Source organism: Actinospineispora spinosispora DSM 44797, assembly GCF_000429025.1.
In the GTDB taxonomy this organism is placed as follows: domain Bacteria; phylum Actinomycetota; class Actinomycetes; order Mycobacteriales; family Pseudonocardiaceae; genus Pseudonocardia; species Pseudonocardia spinosispora.
In genome coordinates, this window is the sequence record NZ_AUBB01000026.1 from 172,259 (window position 1) to 192,849 (window position 20,591).

Consider the following 20,591-nt stretch of genomic DNA (forward strand, 5'->3'; position numbering starts at 1 on the left):
TCAGGCCTCCCGGTACGCGGCGAGGATGGGTTCGAGCTCGTCGGGGGTCGCGCCGTGCAGGATGACCCGATCCGCGCCCAGCTCGAACTCCCGGCGGATGCGCGTGACGCACTGCTGGGGTGACCCCGTCGCCGACGGTTCGAGCCACTCGTCGGGCAGCAGCTCCGCCAGGTGCGCGATCTGCCCGGCGTCGGCCTTGCCGTCGATCGGCTCGTCGAACGACGCGACGAGCGGGTCCGCGCGGAACCGGGTGAGCACGGCCGGGTCCCACTGGTTGGTGCGCACCAGCAGGTCGCCGTAGTACTGCAGGTAGGTCGCCAGCCGCGCGACGGACTTCTTGAGCCGCAGCTCCTCCGGCAGGTGGTCGCCGATCGTCGCGAAACACGACCACACGCGGACGTCGTCGGGGTTGCGTCCGGCCTGCTCGGCGGCCTGTTTGACGGTCGCTACCGCGCGCCGCAGCGTGTCCTGGGTGAAGTAGGTGTGCAGGATGACGTCGTCGAACACCTGGCCGCCCAGCGCGAGTGTCTTCGGGCCGAATGCGACCAGCGCGAGCGGGATGTCCTCGTCGAAGTCCGAGTCCAGCCGCAGCGCCCGGTAGGACCCGGCCGGACCGTCGTGGCCGACGATCGTCTCGCCGCGCCACAGCCTGCGCATGAGCTGCGCCCAGTCGCGCATCTGCTCGGTGGTCACCTCGGGCAGCCCGAACGCCTGGTACATCGCCGCGACGCCCCGCCCGATGCCGAGGGTGAACCGGCCGCCGGACAGCCGGTGCATCGTCGTCGCCCAGGACGCGGAGATCAGCGGATGGCGGGTGTTGTGGTTGGTCGCCCCGGTGGCGATCTTCATCCGGGACGTCACCGCGCACGCCGCACCGGTGAGCGACGCGGCCTCCTTGACGTTCCACCGCTCGGAGATGAAGCCCGTGCCGAGACCGAGCTCCTCGCCCCGCCGGGCCTCCCGCAGGATGTCCGCCGGGCCTTCCGGTGCTCCGCCGAGCAGGTAGAAACCGAGTTCGTCCAGTGTGGTGCTCACGCGAATACCTCCAGCGCTTCGATGTCCTCGATCGCGGCCACGGCCCGCTCGACCAGCGACAGCAACAACTCCCGGGCGCGGGCCGGCAGCAGCTCCCAGCCTCGGATCGCGATGACCGGGAACAGCAGGAAGAACGCGACCGCGACGCGGTAGTGCCGCCACGCCTCGTCGAAGCCGTAGTCCGTCACGCCCGCGTCGGCCAACCGGTCCAGGTACTCGCGCAGCAGCTGCTCGTCGCGTCCGCCGCGCTCGGCCGTGGTGAGGCCCTGGCTGACCAGATAACCGATGTCCGCCGGGCCCGCCGCGAGGGAGGCCAGCTGGAAGTCGACGACCGCGAGCCGGTCGTCGCGGAAGAACAGGTTGTCCGCGCGGATGTCACCGTGCACGAGCCAGCGCCGCTCGGTCAGCGTGCGCAGCGCGGTCGCGGTGTGGTCGGCGAACCGCGCGGCGAACGTGCTGATCGACGCGGGGATGGCCGTCCTGGCGTGCTCGCGGTAGACGCGCCAGCCCTCGTCGAACAGCGCCGGGAACACCTCGCGGGTGACCGGGCCGTCCAGGTCGGGGAAGACGGCGATGTGTTCGGCGTTCTCCGGTCGTGTCGACCAGGCGTGCAGGTCGGCGAGCGCGGCGATGCACTGCCGGGCCCGGTCGAACGGCAGGCCGGTCAGGTGGTCGGTGTTCTCCCAGTCGCCGAGGTCTTCGAGTACGAGCACGAAGTCGGTGCCCGTCTCGGCCATGCGCGCGACGTGGGCCTTCGGCGTGCCCAGCGGTGCGCGTCCGGCGACCCGTTCGTAGAAGGCCAGCTCACGGGAGTAGCCCGCGACGAGGTCCATCGCCTGGCGGACCGCGGTGGTCGTCGGCAGCTTGACCACGACGCTGGACGGAACCGTCTCGTCTCCGGTCAGTCGCAGCCGGTAGAGCTCGGAGGAGAAGCCCGTCTCCAGCGCGATGCGCTGTGCCTCGACGCTCGACACCCGCGCGTGCGGGCCGATCGTCCGGCTCTCGCGCAGCGCCTGGGTGAGCCAGTGCCGGTCCACCTCCTCGATGGTCGTGGGCAGCCCGACCGTGGACGACGTCGTCACAGAAGCCTCCAGCCAACTTATTTGTTATCTGTCAACTAAGTTAGTTGTCGACCGTCTACTATGTCAACGATGGCTGCCACACCGACACGTCGAACCCAGGCCGAACGCCTGGAACTGTCCGCGCGCCGGCTCCTGTCCGCCGCGGCCGAGCTCATCGCCGAGAAGGGCTGGGACGCGACGACGGCGGCCGAGATCGGCCGTCGGGCCGGCTACAGCCGCGCGATGGTGCACGCCAGGTACGGCAGCAAGGACGCGCTGCTCGACACGCTGTTCCGCGCCGAGTACGGGGACCTGCTCGATCCCGCCGAGGACTCGACCGCCACGGGTCTGCGTCGGGTCCTCGCCCCGTTCGACCGGCTCGCCGAACTGTTCGACGAGGATCCGGTCTTCCTGGAGACGATGTTCGTGCTGAGCTTCGAGGCCGTGAAGCACGGGTCCGTGCTGCGGCCGAGGATCGTCGCCTGGATGCAACAGGTCGCCGACGGCGTGGAGCGAGGGTTCACCACCGGGGTCGTCGACGGTTCGGTCCGGCCGGACGTCGACGTCGCGGCGGCCGTGTCCGAGGTCGTCGCGGCCGGTGTGGGCATCGCCTACGGCTGGATCGTCCTGCCCAACCGCTTCGACCTGGCCACGGAGCTGAACCGTCTCCACACCCGCGTCCACCGCGACTACGGCGCCACCTCGCAGAGGTAGCCGTCGCGTCGCAGACACTGCAGCGTCTGCGACGCGACGTGACGCTCTGCGAAGTCAGGCCAGCAGGCGTAGCGGGCCTGATTCGAGCGCCTGGAATGCGCGTTCCAGGTTCTGGGTGGCCGAGGTCGGGCGTCCGGCCGTGGTCGCCTGGGCGTCGAAGGCCGCGCGGATGCACGCGACGATGCAGGCCGCCGCGACCCGTGCGCCCACATCGTCCACCGTCGGGTTCCGGGACGTGATGAGCTCGGTGAGCCAGTCCTCGTACTGCCGGCAGTAGTCCAGGTACCGGCTGGTCAGGGCAGGCTCACGGTGGAACAGGCGCACTCGGGCCGCGGCGAACTCGGAGTCGTCGGCCTCCCAGGTGCGGGTGTGGTCCAGCAGCGCGGCGCGGATCCGCGGCCAGTCGCACTCGGGGTCGACCGACTCGCGGAGCCGTTGCAGACGGTCGGGCATGTCGAAGAAGACCGCGTCCTCCTTGCGCGGGAAGAGGCGGAAGAACGAGCTCGCGGAGTAGTCGGCGGCCAGCGCGATCTCCTCGACGGTCGTGTCCGCGAAGCCGTTGGCCTCGAACAGCTCCACCGCAGCGAGCGCGAGCTCGCGGCGCGTGCGCTGACGTCGGCGGTCCCGGCTGGTCTGCGCTACGGCACGAGTCACGCTCTCGAGGGTACAGCGGCACGCAGAAAAGAAGCAGCTAGCTTCTTGACAGTGACTACTGGATTGAAATAACTTTCAGCTCCGCCTACCGACTCCGGGAGCGCACCGTGTCCGCAGTAGTTCTCCCCGCCCCGCTCAGCCGTCTCGACGCCACGTGGTTCGACGAGGCGTTGCCGAGCCGGGGTCGTGCGCGGGTCGTCGATGTCGCGTGCGAGTCCCTGCCGGTGTCGGGCGCGGTCGGGGAGCTGGCCCGGGTGCGGCTGTCCTACGGCGACGGCGAGCCCGGCCCGGCGAGCGTGATCGCCAAGTTCCGGGGCACCTCGGAGAACCAGCGCGCGATGGACGCCGCGCTGGGCATCTACGACCGGGAGCGCCACTTCTACGCCGAGGTCGCGGCGTCGGTTCCGGTGGCCTCACCTCGGTGTTTCTTCGCGGGCGACGGTCACCGCACGCCGTTGCTGCTGGAGGACCTCGCGGGCCTTCGGGTGGTGGACCAGGTCCTCGGGTTGCGGCTGGCCGACGCCGAACGGCTGATGGACACGCTCGCCGGCCTGCATGCACGGTTCTGGGGACGGCCGCTGCCCACCGGTTCGGACTGGGCGGTCTCGCTCACCGACCCGATGTTCGCGGGCATGCTGACCCAGCTCCTCGGCAGCGGTGTCTCGACACTGCGGGAGCGCTATGCCGACCGGGTCGAGCCCGGCATGCTGGTCGCCCTCGAAACGAACGCGCCGCACTGGTCGTCGGTGCTCGCCCGCTGCGACGAGGGCCCGCGCACCCTGGTCCACAACGACTGCCGCGCGGACAACATCTTCTTCACCGCCGAGGACGAGCCGGTACTCATCGACTGGCAGATCCCGGCACACTCCCGGGGCACCCAGGACGTCGCCTACCTGCTGTCCGGGAGCCTCGACCCTCGGCTGCTCAGCACGAGCTGGGAGGCGCTGCTGCGCCGGTACCACCAGCGGCTCGCGGTGCCCGACTACTCGTGGGACCAGTGCCTGACGCACTACCGCCAGAGCCTGCTCTACACGCTCACGCCCGGCGTCGCGATGCTCGGCGCGATGGCGATCGCCGGTGACGATCGTGGACTCGCCGAGTCGATGGTGCTGCGCACCGTCGCGCACGCGGCGGAACTCGACGCCTTCTCCACCCTGTAGCCCCGGAGTGACGATGATCGAAGATCTGAGCGCCTACGTCATCAGCGGACGGGTGCTCGCCCGGCCGCGCGCGAGCCGGTACGTGACCGACTTCCGAGGTGTCGCGGAGGGAATCCAGGACGGCGTCGACGCCGAGAACCTGGGCTTTCGCCGGGTGTTCCTCTCCGAACGCTGGAACCTGAAGGAAGCCGGCGTGCTGCTGGCCGCGATCGCGGCCAGGACGAGCCGGATCGGTGTGGCGTCCGGGATCATCACGACTCCCGCGCGGCACCCGCTGCACGCCGCCGGTCTCGGCGCGACCATGCAGGCGGCGTTCGGGGACCGGTTCGTGCTCGGTCTGGGGCGGGGCAACCCGGGGTGGCTCGGCGGCGCCGGCCTGACGATGCCCTCGTACCCGGGGCTGCGTGACTACGTCGACATCCTGCGGCGGCTCTGGGCCGGTGAGCAGGTCGCCTACGACGGCCCGGCCGGAACGTTCCCCCACCTGGCCCTGGAGGACGTCGACCCCGAAGTGCCCGCGCCGCCGGTGTGGTTCGGGACCCTCGGGCAGCCGCTGGGAGCGAGGGCCACCGCGGCGAGCTTCGACGGAGTCCTGCTCCCACCGGTCTTCACCCCCACCGCGACCGCCACTATCGTCGAGCGCCTGCGTCGGGAGTGCGAGCGGATCGGACGCGATCCGGCGACTCTGCGCATCTGCCAGTCGGTGATCACAGCGCCGGACCTCGACGACACCGAGACCCGCACGATCGCGCACGCGCGGGCCGTCACCTACCTCGACGCACCCGGTTACGGCGAGATGCTCGTACGGCTCAACGGCTGGGACCCGGCCCCGTTGGCAGCCCTGCGCGAGCACACCCAGTTCCGCGACATGGACTCGGTGAGCGACCTGAAGTTCCACCGGGGCGAGCTGCTCGGACCGGCGGCGCTCGTGCCGGACGAGTGGATGAGCGAGTCCTGCGCGTTGGGCTCGGTCGAGGAGTGTGTCGCCACGCTGCGGCGGTTCCGTGACGCCGGGGCCGACGAGATCGCCACCTACGGCAGCACCCCCGCCCAGAACGCCGGACTCGCCCGGGCCTGGGCCGCCCGCGTGACGGAAGGTGCCAGCCGATGAGCATCGACCTCAGTGGTCAGGTAGCGGTCGTCACCGGCGCGACCCGGGGCATCGGTCGCGCGCTCAGCCTCGCGTTCGCCGAGGCGGGTGCACACGTCGTCGGTACGGCTCGCAACCCGGAGCCGGCCGCCGAGCTCGAGCGAGAGATCAAGGCGCTGGGTTCGAGCTTCACCTTCGTCACCGCGGACGTCAGCGTCTGGGACGACTGCCAGGACGTCGCCTCGGCGGCCCTGAGGGCTCACGGCCGGATCGACGTACTGGTCAACAACGCGGGCACGTCGCTGCCTCAGGCACGCATCCACCAGCTCGACGAGCAGTCCTGGCGCGCGGTGTCCGGACCGACGCTCGACGGACCGCTGTTCATGTCCCGGGCCGTGCTGCCCGCGATGCGCGCCCAGCACAGCGGTGTCGTCCTCAACATCTGCTCCGGTGCCGGTGTCCAGGCGCTGGCCACGATGGGCAGCTACGGCATGTCCAAGGCCGCCGCGATCCAGCTCGCCAGGGTCATCGCGGTGGAGAACTTCGACCGGGGCGTCCGGGCGAACGCGCTGGTCGTGGGCCCGGTGGCGACAGAGCTCTCCCTCGCGTCCCTGGTCGCGCGCGGCCGGGACACTCACGGCGCGGACTGGACACCGCCGGTGCCCGACGACTCCTCGATGGACGCCATGATGATCCCGCCTCGGAACGTGGCGAACGCGGTGCTGAACCTCTGCACACCCGAGTCGGTGGAGATCAACGGCGCGGTGATCGCGGTCGACCGGGGCTTCTCGGCGGGAGCGCTCAACTCCGCCTTCATCGGCCTCGCCGCTACCGGCGCACTCCCTCTCTGACGCACAATCCCCCGACTGCCGTGCGAGTCGGGAGAGGGTAGGACGCTGTGGCCGGCGTGGGGTCAAGCAGACTTGCGGAACTGCTCGATCAGCGCCGCGTAGCTGTCCCCGCCCCGCCCTTCGGCCACCGCACGGTCGGCCAGCTTCGTGACGAACGCCGGCAGCTCGCCGTTGATCCCGGCGGCCCTGCTCTCCTCGACGAGGTGTTGCATCGCGGCGCGCTGGGTGTCGATCGTCGCGTCGTCGGCAGGGTACACACCGGCATCGATCTGGTCGGCGTAGCGCGCGATCCACCCGGTGACCGCTTCGATGCCCTGACCGAGCATCGGAACGACCGATGTGGCGCTCACCCCCGCGGTTCCGAGCAGCGCGGTGCCGTGCAGGAACCCGTTCAACAGACCCCACATGACGCTGAGCATCGCCGCGTCGTACAGCGCGGCCAGGCCGTGGTCCTCGCCCACGAACGTGGCGCCGGGACCGAGTGCGCGCAATGCCGACTCGTGCTCGTCGAAGGTCGAACGGGGTCCGCTGTAGAGGATCGTGGCCTCCGGGGTGCCGATGCCGGACGGGATCGTCAGGATCACGCCGTCGAGGTAGGTCGCGCCCTGCGCGGCGGTGTGCTCGGCGTTCTCCCTGGCTTCCCGCGAGGTGCCGGAGGTCAGGTTGACCAGCACTCGACCGGGCAGCGCGTCGCCCAGCGGTTCGAGCAGCTCCCGGACGGCACGATGGTCGGTGACGCATACGACGATCAGAGAACCCGCCGCGACGGCGGCTGCCGGTGAGGCGGCGAGAGTCGCGCCGCGACCGACGAGCTCATCGGCCTTGGCCGCGGAGCGGTTCCACACCGTCGTCGGGTGCCCGGCGGCGAGGAATGCTCCGGCCAGGGCCTGGCCCATCAGACCGAGGCCGAGAACGGTGACCGGAACGGGGCTGTCGGACATGTGGGGCTCCTCCATGACTCGGGTGACCGATCGGGCCGGCCATGGCAGAATCATCAACCTTCACATTGATATGAAGGTCAAGGAGCAGCGCGATGTTGATCGGAGAACTGAGCCGCCGAACCGGCGTCGGTGCTCATCTGCTGCGCTACTACGAGTCCCAGGGACTGCTCGACGCGCACCGAGGCGCGAACGGCCACCGCGAGTACCCCGAGGACGCGGTCCTGACCGTCACCCAGATCCGGAGGCTGCTCGAGGCGGGGCTGTCCACGAAGTACATCGGCTACCTGTTGCCCTGCGCGATCGGCGCGACCCCGGAGTTCGAACCGTGCGACGAGCTGGTCGACGGCCTGAAGGAACGCCTGGCCGGGCTCGACGAGCGCATCGAGGCGCTCACCGAGTCCCGCGAAGCCCTGCATGGCTACCTCGACGCGATCGAGCGGACCAAGGCGGCGGGCCTGCGCGCCGGCGGTTGATCGCAGCTTGCGGCGAGTGACTCGCTCGCCCTGCACAATCCAGCGACTCGCACGGCGGAATCTAGCGACTCGCGGGGTGGTGCAGGGTGAGGACGGTGATCTCGCTCGGCGCGAAGACCCGCAGCGGCGGGCCCCAGAAGCCGGTGCCTCGGCTGGTGTAGAGCTGGGTGCGGTCGCCGTGGCGACTCAGCCCGGACACGACCGGCTGGTCGAGCCGAACCAGGTAGCGGAACGGCCAGATCTGGCCGCCGTGCGTATGGCCGGAAACCTGCAGGTCGACCCCTGCCTCGACGGACTGCACGACCTGTGTGGGCTGGTGGGCGAGCAGCAGGACGGGCAGCGCCGGATCCTGGCCGGCGAGCGCCGACGCCAGGTCGGGGCCGTGGCCGGGCAGGCCGGACGTGGCCCCGGTCGGATCATCGACACCCGCGACCACCAGCCGATCACCGCGCCGGCTCACCACCTGGGCGGTGTTGTGCAGCGGCTGCCAGCCCAGCGTGCGCATGTGGTCGATCCAGCCCTGGGCCTCGCCGAAGTACTCGTGGTTCCCGGTGATGTAGAACCGCCCGAGTCCCTCGTGCACGTCGGCCAGCGGATCGACCTGCGCGCGGCGGCGGGCGACCGCACCGTCCGCGAGGTCGCCCGCGTGACACACGATGTCCGGTGCCAGCTCGTTGACCCTGGCCACCACCCGGCGCGACCACCCCGACCGGTCGATCGGACCGAAGTGCGTGTCGGTGACGACCACGACCCGCAACCCGTCCAGCCCGGCACCCAGCCGGGGTAGCACGACGTCGACCTCCCGGGTCCTGGGCAGCCGCAGCGCCTCCACGAAGCCGTACCCGGCCAGCGCCGCGACGACGATCACCACCGCGACAGCGACGAACCGGCCCACAGCGGGGCCGTCCGTCCCGGCCGCCATCAGCACGAGGCGGACCAGCTGCCCCAGCACGGTCCAGACGAACAGCATCCACACCAGCCCGAGCAGTGTGTCCCCGATACGCGCCGAGGTATCCGACTGCCGCCGGCCGTGGCCGCGTCCCATCAGCACGGGCAGCGCGGCGAGGCCGAGCAACGCGACGACCGTGCCAGCCACCAGCACCCACGCCGGCCAGCTGACGGTGGCCACCAGGCCCAGCCACGGGACCCCGAACAGCAGGGTGGTCACGGTGAGCACCATGGCGGTGCGTCGTGGCGACCTCGCCGGTCGGCGCGCGACGGACGCGGGCTCGGGCGTCCCGGTCGACGGGGTGGGCGGTGTGGTCATGCCTCCAGTGAACCCGGATCGTCCGGGACGTCGACGGCCAGCTTGCGCAACGCGTCGAGCGGCACGATCTTGAGCACCGCCTCGTTGGTCGAGGCCAGCACCACGGGCGCCGCGACGCCGTCGTTGTACGCGCGCGCCCAGTTCATCGCGGTGACGCACCACCGGTCGCCCGGTCTCAGCCCCGGGAATCCGTACTGCGGCATCGGGGTGGACAGGTCGTTGCCGATGCTGCGCTGATGGGCGAGGAACTCGGAGGTCGCCACCGCGCAGATGGTGTGGCTCCCCAGGTCCTCGGGGCCGGTATTGCAGCACCCGTCCCGAAAGAATCCGGTGAGCGGGTCGGTGCTGCACGGCTCCAGCTCGCCGCCGAGCACATTGCGTTCCGTCACCCGTCAAGTATCACCCGGCGCCGGGCGCCTGGCTGGGGGGAACCGGAGTGTGTAGCCGGTCGTGAGTGGTCAGCGCGGCTTTGTGCTTGTGGTCGGGTCCAAGGCATCTCGGCTTCGCCGTCGACTCGTGAGTGGCAAGGGCGCCTATAGGCGCCCTTGCCACTCACGACGGAAAAGCTGTCGTGAGTGCTCCGAGCGCCTACGCCTTCGGCGCCGCTTCGCGGTAGACGCCCTTGCCACTCACGATGGCGCCCCTTCGGGGTAGGCGCCCTTGCCACTCACGATGGCGGCTACGCCACGGCCTTGCCGCTCACGAGTGGTGGCGGGGTGAAGCCGCCGAAGTGGCGTTCGGCGAGCTCGGCGAACCGGATCGTGGTGCGGTCGCCGTACATCGGACCGATGGCCTGCACCCCGATCGGCAGACCTTCGGGGGACAGGCCGAGCGGGAGCACGGTCGCCGGCAGACCGGGCAGTGTCGCCACCCCGGCCAGCGCCAGCTGGTTGAAGTAGTTGTGTTCGGTCCCGTCGATCGTGAGCGTGCGGGCGTTCGAGTCGCCGTGGTCGTGCGGGAACGCCGGCGTCGGCGTGACCGGGTACAGCACCACGTCGAACTCGGCGAACAGTGCACGCCAGCTCTCCCGCAACGCCCTGCGCTCGGTGTCGGCGAACAGCCAGTCCCGGTGGCTCAGCGCGACGCCACGACTCAGGTCGGCCTCGAGGCTGTGATCGTCGGCGGACAGCTTCTCCGCCTCCTTGCGTGCCCGCTCGTAGCTCTCCGGCGGGAAGCTCGCGCCGAGCACCGACATCAGCAGGCGCAGGTACAGCCCGGACGCCTTCTCCAGGTCCGGCAGCAGCGGGCTCTCCGACGTGACGTGCGCGCCGACGCCAGCCAGCTGCTCGGCGAACCCGCTGATCGCGGCGCGCACACTCGTCGACGACGGAATCAGCGGGTGGCTGTCCAGTACGAGCACCCGATAGTCGGTGAGGTCGTGGTGCCGGGCGTCGGGCAGCGCGAGCCGGTACGCGCCGCCCAGCGTCAGCGGGTCGGGCTCGGCCATGATGTCGAGCAGCAGACCGAGGTCCGCCGCGCCGCGCGCCATCGGGCCGATCACCGCGAGGTCGCTCTCGCCGGGCAGCGGCGGCAGGTGCGGCGGTACGTGTCCGCGCGCCGGAACGAGCGCGACGGTCGGCTTGTGCGCGTAGACGCCGCAGAAGTGCGCGGGGTTGCGCAGCGAGCCGCCGATATCGGAGCCGAGCGACAACGGCCCGTACCCGGCGGCCAGCGCGGCCGCCGACCCTCCGGAGGAACCGCCGGGCGTGCGTTCCAGGTCCCACGGGTTGCGGGTCACGCCGTACACGTCGTTGAAGCTCTGCAGGTCACCCAGGCCCAGCGGGACGTTCGTCTTGCCGAGAACGACCGCGCCAGCCGCCTTGACCCGCTCGACGGCCAGTGCGTCTGCCGCCGGGACCGTGTCCTTGAACGCCGGGAAACCCCAGGTCGTGGGCAGTCCGGCGACGTTGAAGGACTCCTTGACCGTCATCGGGACGCCGAGCAGCGGGCGCTGCTCGCCCCGGGCGCGGGCCGCGTCGGCCTCGCGCGCCGCATCCAGCGCCCGGTCGAAGTCGCGCACACACACCGCGTTGATCGCGGGGTCGTGCTTCTCGATGCGGGCGATGGCGGCCTCGGTCAGCTCGACCGCCGACACCTGACCCTCCGCCATCGCGGCCACGAGTTCCGTCGCACTCCGGTAGCTGAGCTCAGCGTCGCTCACACCGTTCTCCGTTCACTGGGATTCTCCGGAGAACCTACTGGTGCCCACCGACACCCGTCAGTCCATTTCGGGCGCCCCGGTCTCGTCCAACCTGCCGTCGGCGAGCCGCAACCAGCGGTTGACCCGGATCTCCGCGAGGAAGCGCTCATCGTGGCTGACCACGACGAACGCCCCCTGGTAGGCGGTGAGCGCGTTCTCCAGCTGGCCGACGCTGACCAGGTCCAGGTTGTTCGTCGGTTCGTCCAGCAGCAACAGCCGCGGTGCCGGTTCGGCGAACAGGACGCACGCCAGCGTCGCTCGCAGCCGCTCACCGCCGGACAGCACCCCGACCGGGAGGTGGATGCGCTGACCTCGGAACAGGAAGCGGGCGAGCAGGTGCATGCGCTTCGCCTCCGGCATGCCCGGTGCCGCAGCGACCAGGTTCTCCAGCACCGTCCGGTCGAGATCCAGCAGGTCGAGGCGCTGGGACAGGTACGCGACCCGCCCGTCGGCGCGGCTGGTCGCGCCGCCGTCCGAGGCGAGGTCACCGCTGATCAACCGCAGCAGTGTGGACTTGCCGGAACCGTTGCGGCCGGTCAGCGCGATCCGTTCCGGGCCTCGGATGCCCAGGTCGACGCCGCCGGCCGCGAACAGCCCCCTGGCCTGCATGCGCTCACCCTGGAAGACCGTGCGCCCGGCGGGCACGGTGGTCGCGGGCAGCTCCAGCGCGATCGCCTGCTCGTCCCGCAACGCCCGGCCGGCCTCGTCGAGCCGAGCCTTGGCGTCACTGAGCCGCGCGCCGTGCATGCCGTCGGCCTTGCCGGCGGATTCCTGGGCGTTGCGTTTGCGCGCTCCGGCGAGGATCTTCGGCAGACCCGCGTTGGAGACGTTGCGCGCGGCGTTGCTTGCCCGGCGGGCCGCCCGCTCGCGGGCCTGCTGCATCTCCCGTTTCTCGCGTTTGACCTCCTGCTCGGCGGTCCGGACGGTGCGTTCCGCCGCCTCCCGCGCGGCCCGCACGGCGTCGGTGTACTCGGTGAAGTTTCCACCGTAGGTCCGCAGCTCGCCCCGGTCCAGCTCGGCGATGCGGTCCATCCGGTCCAGCAGCGCCCGGTCGTGGCTGACCAGCAGCAGGCTGCCGTTCCACTCGTCGAGCACGGTGTAGAGCCGCTCCCTGGCGTCGCGGTCCAGGTTGTTGGTCGGCTCGTCGAGCAGCAGGACGTCGGGCCGCCGCAGCAGCTGCGCGGCCAGCCCGAGCGACACGATCTGGCCGCCGCTGAGCGTGTCGAGCCGCCGGTCGACCGTGACGTCGCCGAGCCCGAGACGGTCCAGTTCGGCACGGGTGCGTTCCTCGATGTCCCAGTCGTTGCCGATCGTGGTGAAGTGCCGCTCGCTCGCATCACCCGACTCGATGGCAGCCAGCGCGGCGAGCACGTCGGCGATCCCGAGGACCTGCGCGACGGTCAGGTCACCGGCCAGCGGCAGGCTCTGCGGCAGGTAGCCGAGAACGCCCTCGACGGTCACGCTGCCGTGGCTGGGCCGGTACTCGCCCGCGATCAGTTTGAGCAGCGTCGACTTGCCCGCGCCGTTGGGCGCGACGAGACCGGTGCGGCCGGTACCCACGGCGAACGAGAGGTCGTCGAACACCGGGGTGTCGTCGGGCCAGGAGAAGGAAACGTTCGAACAGACGATGGATGTGTCGTGCATGCGGAGTGCCCTCGGTGTGAGGTGGGCGCGAAGGAACGGCAGCCCAGCGGGAGACAGGGTCGTGGTGCGACGGCAGCGGCCGTGTGCGGCGCTGTCAGCGCACGCCGATGGCCGGACACGCTCCGGTATCACCCGGAGATGTCGTCGTCACCCGCCATGTGTCTGCTCTCCTCGGTCAGGGAACACTCGCTGAAGACGGTAGCAAACGCTCAGCCGAGATCTCGGCGCTGGTCGATGAGTTTCGGCGTCTCCGAGGGTCTGTAGGGGTGAGGACTTCTCGGACCGAGGGAGAACACGATCATGGGCAACGAAACCTTCAGCGTGGAGACGACCGTCGAGGCGCCGGTGGAGGCGGTGTTCGCGGTGCTCACCGACCCCGGGACGCACGCGGCGATCGACGGCACCGGCTGGGTCCGTGAGCCGAAGGACGACGAGCCGCTGACCGGCGAGGGTCAGGTGTTCCGGATGGCGATGTACCACCCGAACCATCCGGACGGCGACTACGAGATGGCCAACCGGATCACCGCGTTCGAGGCGCCGCGCACCATCTCCTGGGAGCCGGGCCAGTACTCGCCGGGCAGCGACGTCCTGGAGACCGGTGGCTGGATCTGGCGCTACGACCTGGCACCGGCTGGCGATACCGGCACCACGGTGACGTTGTCCTACGACTGGTCGGCGGTGCCGGCGCAGATCCGCGAGCACATCCCGTTCCCGCCGTTCGAGGTCGACCACCTGCACAACTCGCTCAGCCATCTGGCCGAGATCGCCACGTCGAGACAAGCGCATCGCGGTTAGCCTCGAGGTATGACCGTTGCCGCTCGCCCTCTGTTCGCGTTCGACAACTCCTACGTGCGGGAGCTGCCGGGGCTGTACGTGGACTGGCAGGCCAGACACGCCCCGGCGCCCCGGCTGGTGCTGCTCAACGACGCGCTCGCCGAGGAGCTGGGCGTCGACGCCGAGGCGCTGAGCACGCCGGAGGGCATCGAGGCGCTGGTCGGCAACACCGCGCCCGAGGGTGCGGCTTCGGTGGCGCAGGCCTACGCCGGGCACCAGTTCGGCGGGTTCGTGCCGCGCCTCGGCGACGGTCGCGCGCTGCTGCTCGGCGAGGTGCTCGACGTCCACGGCCAGCGGCGTGACCTGCACCTGAAGGGATCCGGGCGCACGCCGTTCGCGCGCGGCGGCGACGGGCTGGCGCCGCTGGGCCCGATGCTGCGCGAGTACGCGATGGGGGAGGCGATGCACGCGCTGGGCATCCCCACGACCCGCGCGCTCGCCGTCGTGGCGACCGGCGACGACGTCGCGCGCGAGACGATGCTGCCCGGTGGCGTGCTGGTGCGGGTCGCGTCCAGCCATCTGCGGGTCGGCACGTTCCAGTACGCGGCGGTGCACGGCGGGCCGGACCTGGTGCGCGGCCTCGCCGACTACGCGATCGCCCGGCACCATGTCGCCGCTCGGGAGGCGCCGAACCCCTATCTGGCTCTGTTCGAGAGTGTCGTCGAGGTCCAGGCGTCGCTCATCGCCAGGTGGATGCTCGTCGGGTTCATCCACGGTGTCATGAACACCGACAACATGACCATCTCGGGCGAGACGATCGACTACGGGCCGTGCGCGTTCATGGATGCCTACGACCCGGCGACGGTGTTCAGCTCGATCGACGAAGGTGGTCGTTATGCGTACGGCAACCAGCCGGGCATCGCGCAGTGGAACCTGGCGCGGCTGGCCGAGACGTTGCTGCCGCTGATCGACGACTCGTCCGAGGTGGCGATCGAAGCGGCCACCGAGGTGCTGCGTTCCTTCGCCGACCGCTACCAGCGGCACTGGACCGAGGGGATGCGCGCGAAGCTCGGGCTGGTGGGCGAGCAGCCCGGAGACGGTGAGCTGATCACCGACCTGCTCGCGCAGCTGCACGCCCAGCACGTGGACTACACGTCGTTCTTCCGCGCGTTGTCGGCCTCGGCACGCGGCGATACGGAACCGGCGCGCTCACTGTTCCTCGACCGGCCGGTCTTCGACGTCTGGGCGCAGCGGTGGCAGGAACGGTTGGTGGAACCGGAGGCGGCCTCCGCGACGATGGACCGGGTCAACCCGGTCTACGTCCCGCGCAACCATCTGATGGAGGCGGCGCTGGCAGCGGGAACCGCCGGCGACCGGGAACCGTTCACGACGTTCCTCGACGTGCTGGCCAGGCCGTTCGGCGAGCGCCCCGGCCTCGAGGAGTACGCGGCACCGGCGCCGGCGGGTTCCGAGGGGTACCGCACGTTCTGCGGCACCTGAGTCAGGTCAGCTGACGTCGTTTCAGCTGACGTCGTTGTAGACCGTGTTCACCGGACGACCGGCGGCGAGCCCCATGATGTCGCCGAGGGTGCCGCTGTCCCGCCGCCAGACGCTGTACGCGTTGTGGTCCTCTTCCGAGTCCCAGGTCTCGACGAGGACGATCTTGTCCTTGTCGTCGGCGCGCTGTAGCACGGTCACACTCTGGCAGCCCTTGTAGGCCCGGGTGTCCGGGAGGATCTTGTTGAACGCCGCGACGAGCTCGTCGCCCTTGCCCGGCTGCGCGGGAACTTCGAGAGTGATGATCGTTGCCATGGGTCCAGACGCTATCGGGTATTGACACTCAGTGCCAACAGACACTTGGTGTCAGTATGGTGGGGGAACCGCCATCGAAAGGACTCGCTCAATGACTGAGCTCTACGCGAACGCGAAGAATTTCTACATCGACGGCAAGTGGGTCGCCCCGTCCACCGACACGGTGCTGGACGTGCTCAACCCGGCGACCGAAGAGGTCATCACCCAGATCGCCATGGGTACCAAGGAGGACGCCGACACCGCGGTGGCCGCCGCGAAGGCCGCCTTCCCGAGCTGGTCGGCGACCAGCCGCGAGGAGCGGCTGAGCCTGCTGGAAAAGATCGTCGACGTGTACAAGCGGCGCATGGGAGACCTGAGCGCCACCGTCACCGCCGAGATGGGCGCGCCGAACGCGCTGGCCAGCAAGGCACAGGTACCGGCCGGCCTCGGCCACCTGATGACCGCGATCGAGGTACTGAAGAACTACGAGTTCGAGCAGGTCAAGGGCACGACCGTGCTGCTGCGCGAGCCGGTCGGCGTCTGCGCCATGATCACCCCGTGGAACTGGCCGCTCAATCAGATCTGGTGCAAGGTCGCACCCGCGCTGGCGACCGGCTGCACGATGGTCCTCAAGCCCAGTGAGGTCGCCCCGCTGGACGCGGTGATCGTCGCTGAGATCCTGCACGAGGCCGGGGTTCCCTCGGGTGTGTTCAACCTCGTCCACGGTGACGGCCCGAGCGTCGGCTCCGTGCTGTCCGCGCACCCGGACATCGACATGGTGTCGTTCACGGGTTCGACCCGCGCCGGCATCCTGGTGTCGAAGAACGCGGCGGACACCGTCAAGCGCGTGTCGCTGGAGCTGGGCGGCAAGTCGGCGAACATCGTGCTGCCTGACGCCGACCTGGAGGCGGCCGCCCAGGTGGCGGCAGGTGCCTGCTTCACCAACAGCGGCCAGAGCTGCAACGCCCCGACCCGCCTGCTGGTCCACGAGGACCAGCACGACGAGCTGGTCGAGCTGATCAAGGGTGCAACCGCGACGTACGCGACGGGTGACCCCCAGACGAAGGGCACCGTGCTCGGTCCGTTGGTCAGCAAGACCCAGTTCGACCGGGTGCAGGCACTCATTCAGGCGGGTCTTGACGAAGGCGCGGAGGCGGCGGTCGGCGGCCTCGGGCTCCCCGAAGGCCTGGACAAGGGCTACTTCGTCCGGCCGACGGTGTTCACCGGGGTGACCCCGGACATGCGGATCGCCCAGGAAGAGATCTTCGGTCCGGTGCTCTCGGTGATCAAGTACTCCTCCGAGGAAGAGGCCATCCAGATCGCCAACGACAGTGAGTACGGCCTCGGCGGTGCTGTCCAGTCCAGCGACCCGGCCCGGGCGTTCAAGGTCGCGTCCAAGATTCGCACCGGCATGGTCGGCCTGAACGGCGCCGGCCTCGACCCGACCGCTCCGTTCGGTGGCTACAAGAAGTCGGGTAACGGCCGCGAGTGGGGCGAGTTCGGCTTCGACGAGTTCACCGAGGTCAAGGCCGTGATGGGCTACCAGCCGGCGTGAGTGTGGACGGTCTGCGGGAGCGCAAACGGGAACGGGCTCGGTCCGAGCTGGTCTCCGTGGGCATGCGCCTGTTCGCGGAACGGGGTTTCGACGCCACGACGGTCGACGAGATCGCCGAGGCGGCCGACGTGTCGCGCCGGACCCTGTTCCGCTACTTCGGGGGCAAGGGCGACATCGTGATGGAGTGGGCGCGCGGCACGACGACGCTGCTGCGCGACTCGCTGCGCGCCCGCCCGCTCGACGAGCCCCCGTTCGCCTCCCTGCAGGCCGCTTTCACGGCGCTGTGCCAGAACTTCGCCGGGAACCCGTCGGAGATCTACGCGGTGACCGTGATGATCGAACGCACCCCGAGCCTGCGCGCGCACAATCTCCTGAAACACGCACAGTGGGAGGACGCGCTGGCCGAGGTGCTGCGTGAGCGCTCGCCGTCGATGGACGACGTGCGCTCGACGTTGCTGGCCAGGATCGCCGTCGCGGCGTTCCGCACCCTGCTCGACGAGTGGATCAACACCCAGGGCAGGGCACTGCCGTTCGACAACCTCAACCGGGTCTTCGACCTGATCCGGAACGATCTGACCTCGTGAGTGGTACGGGCACCCGTACCACTCACGAGGGGTCTATTCGACGACGAGCTCGGTGCTGACCGGGGTCGCGTTGGCGAACAGGTCGAGCACCGGGCAGTGCTGGTCGACCTGCGCGTGCAGCTCCTGGTACTGCTCGGGTGTGCCCGGCCCGCTGAGGGTGACCTTCACCCGAACCGCGCCGAGCCCCGGCCGAACCCCGTCGCGCAGCCCGAAGAACCCCTGGATGTCCAGGTCACCCTCGGTGTCGACACGCACGTCGTCGAGCGGGACGCCCAGCTTCGCCGCCCAGAACCGATAGGTGACGACCTGGCAGGACAGCAGCCCGGCGAGCGCCGTCTCGATGGGGTTCGGCGCGGTGTTCTCCCCGCCCAGCGCGGGTGGCTCGTCGACGCGCACCTGGTGCCCGCCGATGCGGATGTCGGTGGCGACGGCGTCGACGCCGCTCCCGGTGGTCCTGAACGTGACGTGCCCGTTGCTCGCGTCGGCGGACACGGCGGAGGCGGTGGCATCGATGATCCCGCGAAGCTGCTGATCGCGGTCGGAGGTCGTGGACGTGACAGACATGGTTTCCCTACTCGGCTGATGGCGGGACGGGGCGAAGGATCAGCGTGAACGGCGACACGCGCACGTGCAGACCAGCCCGTGGTCCACGTGCCGGCGGCGCGCCAGGTACCACCCACCAGCCATGACCCCATTCGTACCAGACTGTCTCGCTGTCGCGGTAGACCAGCGGTGAGGCGTCTGCGCTGCGGGGTCGGTCAGTTGAGGCGGTTCCAGGGCGTACAGCCACGTGATTCGAACGCCCTATCCGTCGGCTTGATGGTCACGGTCGTGGGTCCCTGAGCGATGTTCGTGGCGATCACCGAGCCAATTTCACCTGAGGTGTCCTTTCGCCGCGACCAGGAGCACATCTTGATGAGGGCTGTTTCGTCCGGACCGGCCGTCCGGTAGGTGCCGGCTTCGATGTCAGTGCCGACGACATAGGTCCCATCGCTGATTGCCTTCGCGGGAGGCGTCAGCTGCTGTCCCGTCGTCGGAGGTATGGAGTCAGGACAGGTGGTTCCGAACAGACCGATTTTCGACGAGCGCGCTGCATCGACCTGACGTGCGATGCGCTGGCTGTAGGACTGGGACGCTGGGGAATCCGGGTAGGCCCACACCCAGCCCAGGCTCGCAAGCCTCTCCCCGAGATCGGCGCCACCGACCTGCAGGTAAGCCCATTGGTTGCCGTACAGGTCGGATTGACCGAGCAGCTGGTAGCTGAGCTGAGCGCGACGTACCTCTGCGTCGGTGACGACAGCGGATTCCTTGGCTGCACAGGTGTTCGAGTTGGGCGCCGAAATGCCGGCCTGTCTGAGCCGGACTCCGTTGGTGAGCACCACCGTGGCGGCATCATGGACCGAGGCGACGGACACCGCTGACGGGTCTGCGGGTTGAGCCATTTTCGTCGGAGATGTAGTGCTGACCGCCGTTGTCGGAGGCGGGGGCGGCCCGGGCTTGGTGGCCAGCGGCAGGGCTGCCTCGTACTCGGCCGCCTGTTGGGGTGTCAGGTTCCGGGAGACGCGTAGCAGTACCGCTCCGTTTTGATAGTCGTACTCTCCGAGGATCGGCGCTCGTTTGCCGATCCCTTGCAGGTAGTCGCGTCGCGTGGTGGCGCCCTCTTCATCGGCGAAAACCTCGACCGAACCACCATTGGTTATCGCGTCTGGAAGTGCACCTGACGAACTTGTCTCGGCCCGGCTGTCGGTGAACGCAGTCTTGGAGAGGTATCCGCCGGGGCGACCCAGAAGCTTGTTCGGGTCGCTCTCCGCCGTATAGACCCTCGTCAAGGTGCTGGTCTTGACCTGAGCGGCGAGCTGCTGAGTGACTTGCTCGGCGGTGAGCGGCGGCGGATCGCCGGCGCAGCCTGACAGGCTGACGCCCAGCAGCATCGCGCCAGCTCCGGCGCACAGAAGCCGATTCGCCGGGGAAATTCGTGCGGCACGACGGCGGCGTGTCGATGACAACGTTGTCATGGCGAGACAGTCCGTTCTTCCAGATGTGCCCGGATAATCCTTCCCTCGGCCGTCGCCGTTACCCGTGGGCATTAGGCCAATGGGATGAGCTTCTTGGCATCGGGTGGGTGGTCACGCCGGTGCCGACGTGTTGTGTGGCTCCGGAAGAAGGCGCGTAGCCGTCACCAAGAGATCGGAGTTCGAAGGTCTGCCTTCTGGGCCGACTACTCCGAGACCCCCGAAAGTGATATCGGTGGCAGGGGTCTTCGGCGTGCTGTTTGGGTGGGGTCCAACCATTTCGGTGGGATGAATTCGGGCCATCCGTCTCGGATTCTGACGGTCCATCCGCTGGTGTGGATCATGCGGTGGTGTTGTTTGCACAGCAGCATGCAGTTGTCGAGGTCGGTCGGGCCGCCGGCGCTCCACTCGATGACGTGGTGGACCTGGCACCAGTGCGGTGGCCGGGTGCAGCCGGGGTGGGCGCAGCCGCGGTCTCGCACGGTGAGGGCTTTGCGGAGTCCGGTTGGTGCGGTGCGTGACTCGTATCCGACGTCGATCGGGAGGCTCTTGCCGCCGAGCACAACGGGGGTGATGCCGCAGTCGCAGAGCATGGCGCGTAGGTAGGAGGCGGGGGCTTTGCCACCGAACTCCAGTTGTGCGCCGCGTGCTTTCTGCTGGAGGTCGTGTTCGGTCATGATGACCGTGACGTGCGGCCGGACGCCGCCTTCGGCTGGCAGGCGGCCCTCGTCCAACGAGTGGGAGCAGATCTCGGCGAGTGCGTCGGCTTGGCGTTGGGGCAGGGT

The 20,591-nt window shown here is 69.6% G+C and carries 21 protein-coding genes; 9 read left to right on the top strand and 12 right to left on the bottom strand.

What is annotated here, in order from left to right:
* Both G406_RS0113035 and G406_RS0113040 read right to left on the bottom strand, forming a co-directional pair.
* Nucleotides 1–1,035, bottom strand: a complete 1,035-nt coding sequence (locus tag G406_RS0113035; protein ID WP_037076323.1) for a TIGR03857 family LLM class F420-dependent oxidoreductase — start codon at nt 1,033–1,035, stop codon at nt 1–3.
* Nucleotides 1,032–2,117 carry a phosphotransferase family protein gene (locus tag G406_RS0113040; RefSeq protein WP_028934183.1) on the bottom strand — a complete coding sequence of 362 codons (1,086 nt, stop codon included), beginning with the start codon at nt 2,115–2,117 and terminating at the stop codon, nt 1,032–1,034. Before G406_RS0113040 ends, G406_RS0113035 begins: the two co-directional genes overlap by 4 nt.
* A 69-nt stretch (nt 2,118–2,186) precedes the next feature.
* Between G406_RS0113040 and G406_RS0113045 the strand changes: the two genes are divergently transcribed.
* Nucleotides 2,187–2,810: a TetR/AcrR family transcriptional regulator gene (locus tag G406_RS0113045; protein ID WP_028934184.1), complete on the top strand. Its 624-nt coding sequence runs from the start codon at nt 2,187–2,189 to the stop codon at nt 2,808–2,810.
* A 54-nt stretch (nt 2,811–2,864) separates the two neighbouring features.
* Here the strand turns inward: G406_RS0113045 and G406_RS53925 are convergent, their stop codons facing one another.
* Entirely contained in the window at nt 2,865–3,464 is a 600-nt protein-coding gene (locus G406_RS53925) for a TetR/AcrR family transcriptional regulator (RefSeq protein ID WP_028934185.1), read from the bottom strand.
* A 107-nt stretch (nt 3,465–3,571) separates the two neighbouring features.
* On the opposite strand from G406_RS53925, the gene G406_RS0113055 reads away from it, so the two are divergent.
* Genes G406_RS0113055 through G406_RS46585 form a run of 3 tightly spaced genes read left to right on the top strand, consistent with a single transcriptional unit; the run spans nt 3,572 to nt 6,565 of the window.
* On the top strand, nt 3,572–4,624 hold the full coding sequence (locus G406_RS0113055) for a phosphotransferase (protein WP_028934186.1): 1,053 nt from the start codon (nt 3,572–3,574) through the stop codon (nt 4,622–4,624).
* 13 nt (nt 4,625–4,637) lie between these two features.
* Complete coding sequence (locus G406_RS46580) at nt 4,638–5,735, top strand: TIGR03857 family LLM class F420-dependent oxidoreductase (protein ID WP_037076421.1); 1,098 nt, start codon at nt 4,638–4,640, stop codon at nt 5,733–5,735.
* Nucleotides 5,732–6,565 carry an SDR family NAD(P)-dependent oxidoreductase gene (locus tag G406_RS46585; protein WP_051342016.1) on the top strand — a complete coding sequence of 278 codons (834 nt, stop codon included), beginning with the start codon at nt 5,732–5,734 and terminating at the stop codon, nt 6,563–6,565. Before G406_RS46580 ends, G406_RS46585 begins: the two co-directional genes overlap by 4 nt.
* A gap of 62 nt (nt 6,566–6,627) precedes the next feature.
* Here the strand turns inward: G406_RS46585 and G406_RS0113070 are convergent, their stop codons facing one another.
* A complete protein-coding gene (locus tag G406_RS0113070; protein ID WP_028934187.1) occupies nt 6,628–7,506 on the bottom strand; it encodes an NAD(P)-dependent oxidoreductase in 879 nt (292 codons plus the stop codon).
* Between the two features lie 92 nt (nt 7,507–7,598).
* Here G406_RS0113070 and G406_RS0113075 point away from each other — a divergent pair, with 92 nt between their 5' ends.
* Nucleotides 7,599–7,979, top strand: a complete 381-nt coding sequence (locus G406_RS0113075; RefSeq protein WP_028934188.1) for a MerR family transcriptional regulator — start codon at nt 7,599–7,601, stop codon at nt 7,977–7,979.
* A gap of 61 nt (nt 7,980–8,040) precedes the next feature.
* On the opposite strand, the gene G406_RS0113080 is transcribed toward G406_RS0113075, so the two are convergent.
* The 4 genes from G406_RS0113080 to abc-f all read right to left on the bottom strand — a co-directional run bounded on the left by G406_RS0113080 (nt 8,041) and on the right by abc-f (nt 13,090).
* A complete protein-coding gene (locus tag G406_RS0113080) occupies nt 8,041–9,159 on the bottom strand; it encodes a metallophosphoesterase (RefSeq protein ID WP_028934189.1) in 1,119 nt (372 codons plus the stop codon).
* An 83-nt stretch (nt 9,160–9,242) separates the two neighbouring features.
* On the bottom strand, nt 9,243–9,635 hold the full coding sequence (locus G406_RS0113085; protein WP_028934190.1) for a DUF2237 family protein: 393 nt from the start codon (nt 9,633–9,635) through the stop codon (nt 9,243–9,245).
* A 290-nt stretch (nt 9,636–9,925) separates the two neighbouring features.
* Complete coding sequence (locus tag G406_RS0113090) at nt 9,926–11,407, bottom strand: amidase (RefSeq protein WP_028934191.1); 1,482 nt, start codon at nt 11,405–11,407, stop codon at nt 9,926–9,928.
* Nucleotides 11,408–11,464: 57 nt separating this feature from the next.
* The gene (gene abc-f / locus G406_RS0113095) at nt 11,465–13,090 is read right to left on the bottom strand and encodes a ribosomal protection-like ABC-F family protein (RefSeq protein ID WP_028934192.1); all 1,626 of its coding nucleotides are present in this window, start codon (nt 13,088–13,090) and stop codon (nt 11,465–11,467) included.
* Between the two features lie 300 nt (nt 13,091–13,390).
* Between abc-f and G406_RS0113100 the strand changes: the two genes are divergently transcribed.
* The gene (locus tag G406_RS0113100; protein WP_028934193.1) at nt 13,391–13,885 is read left to right on the top strand and encodes an SRPBCC family protein; all 495 of its coding nucleotides are present in this window, start codon (nt 13,391–13,393) and stop codon (nt 13,883–13,885) included.
* Nucleotides 13,886–13,894: 9 nt separating this feature from the next.
* Nucleotides 13,895–15,364: a protein adenylyltransferase SelO gene (locus tag G406_RS0113105; RefSeq protein WP_028934194.1), complete on the top strand. Its 1,470-nt coding sequence runs from the start codon at nt 13,895–13,897 to the stop codon at nt 15,362–15,364.
* Nucleotides 15,365–15,385: 21 nt separating this feature from the next.
* On the opposite strand, the gene G406_RS46590 is transcribed toward G406_RS0113105, so the two are convergent.
* Nucleotides 15,386–15,676 carry a putative quinol monooxygenase gene (locus G406_RS46590; protein ID WP_051342017.1) on the bottom strand — a complete coding sequence of 97 codons (291 nt, stop codon included), beginning with the start codon at nt 15,674–15,676 and terminating at the stop codon, nt 15,386–15,388.
* A gap of 91 nt (nt 15,677–15,767) precedes the next feature.
* On the opposite strand from G406_RS46590, the gene G406_RS0113115 reads away from it, so the two are divergent.
* Together G406_RS0113115 and G406_RS46595 are read left to right on the top strand one after the other, a co-directional pair.
* On the top strand, nt 15,768–17,210 hold the full coding sequence (locus G406_RS0113115) for an aldehyde dehydrogenase family protein (protein ID WP_028934195.1): 1,443 nt from the start codon (nt 15,768–15,770) through the stop codon (nt 17,208–17,210).
* Nucleotides 17,207–17,794, top strand: coding sequence for a TetR family transcriptional regulator (locus G406_RS46595; protein ID WP_156934828.1), 588 nt, complete (start codon nt 17,207–17,209; stop codon nt 17,792–17,794). Before G406_RS0113115 ends, G406_RS46595 begins: the two co-directional genes overlap by 4 nt.
* Before the next feature lie 33 nt (nt 17,795–17,827).
* On the opposite strand, the gene G406_RS0113125 is transcribed toward G406_RS46595, so the two are convergent.
* The 3 genes from G406_RS0113125 to G406_RS46605 form a co-directional block, all read right to left on the bottom strand.
* Nucleotides 17,828–18,358, bottom strand: a complete 531-nt coding sequence (locus tag G406_RS0113125; RefSeq protein ID WP_051342019.1) for an OsmC family protein — start codon at nt 18,356–18,358, stop codon at nt 17,828–17,830.
* A 194-nt stretch (nt 18,359–18,552) separates the two neighbouring features.
* Nucleotides 18,553–19,725: a thermonuclease family protein gene (locus G406_RS56775; protein ID WP_156934829.1), complete on the bottom strand. Its 1,173-nt coding sequence runs from the start codon at nt 19,723–19,725 to the stop codon at nt 18,553–18,555.
* 287 nt (nt 19,726–20,012) lie between these two features.
* On the bottom strand, nt 20,013–20,591 hold a 579-nt coding region (locus G406_RS46605), incomplete at its 5' end, for an HNH endonuclease signature motif containing protein (protein ID WP_037076434.1).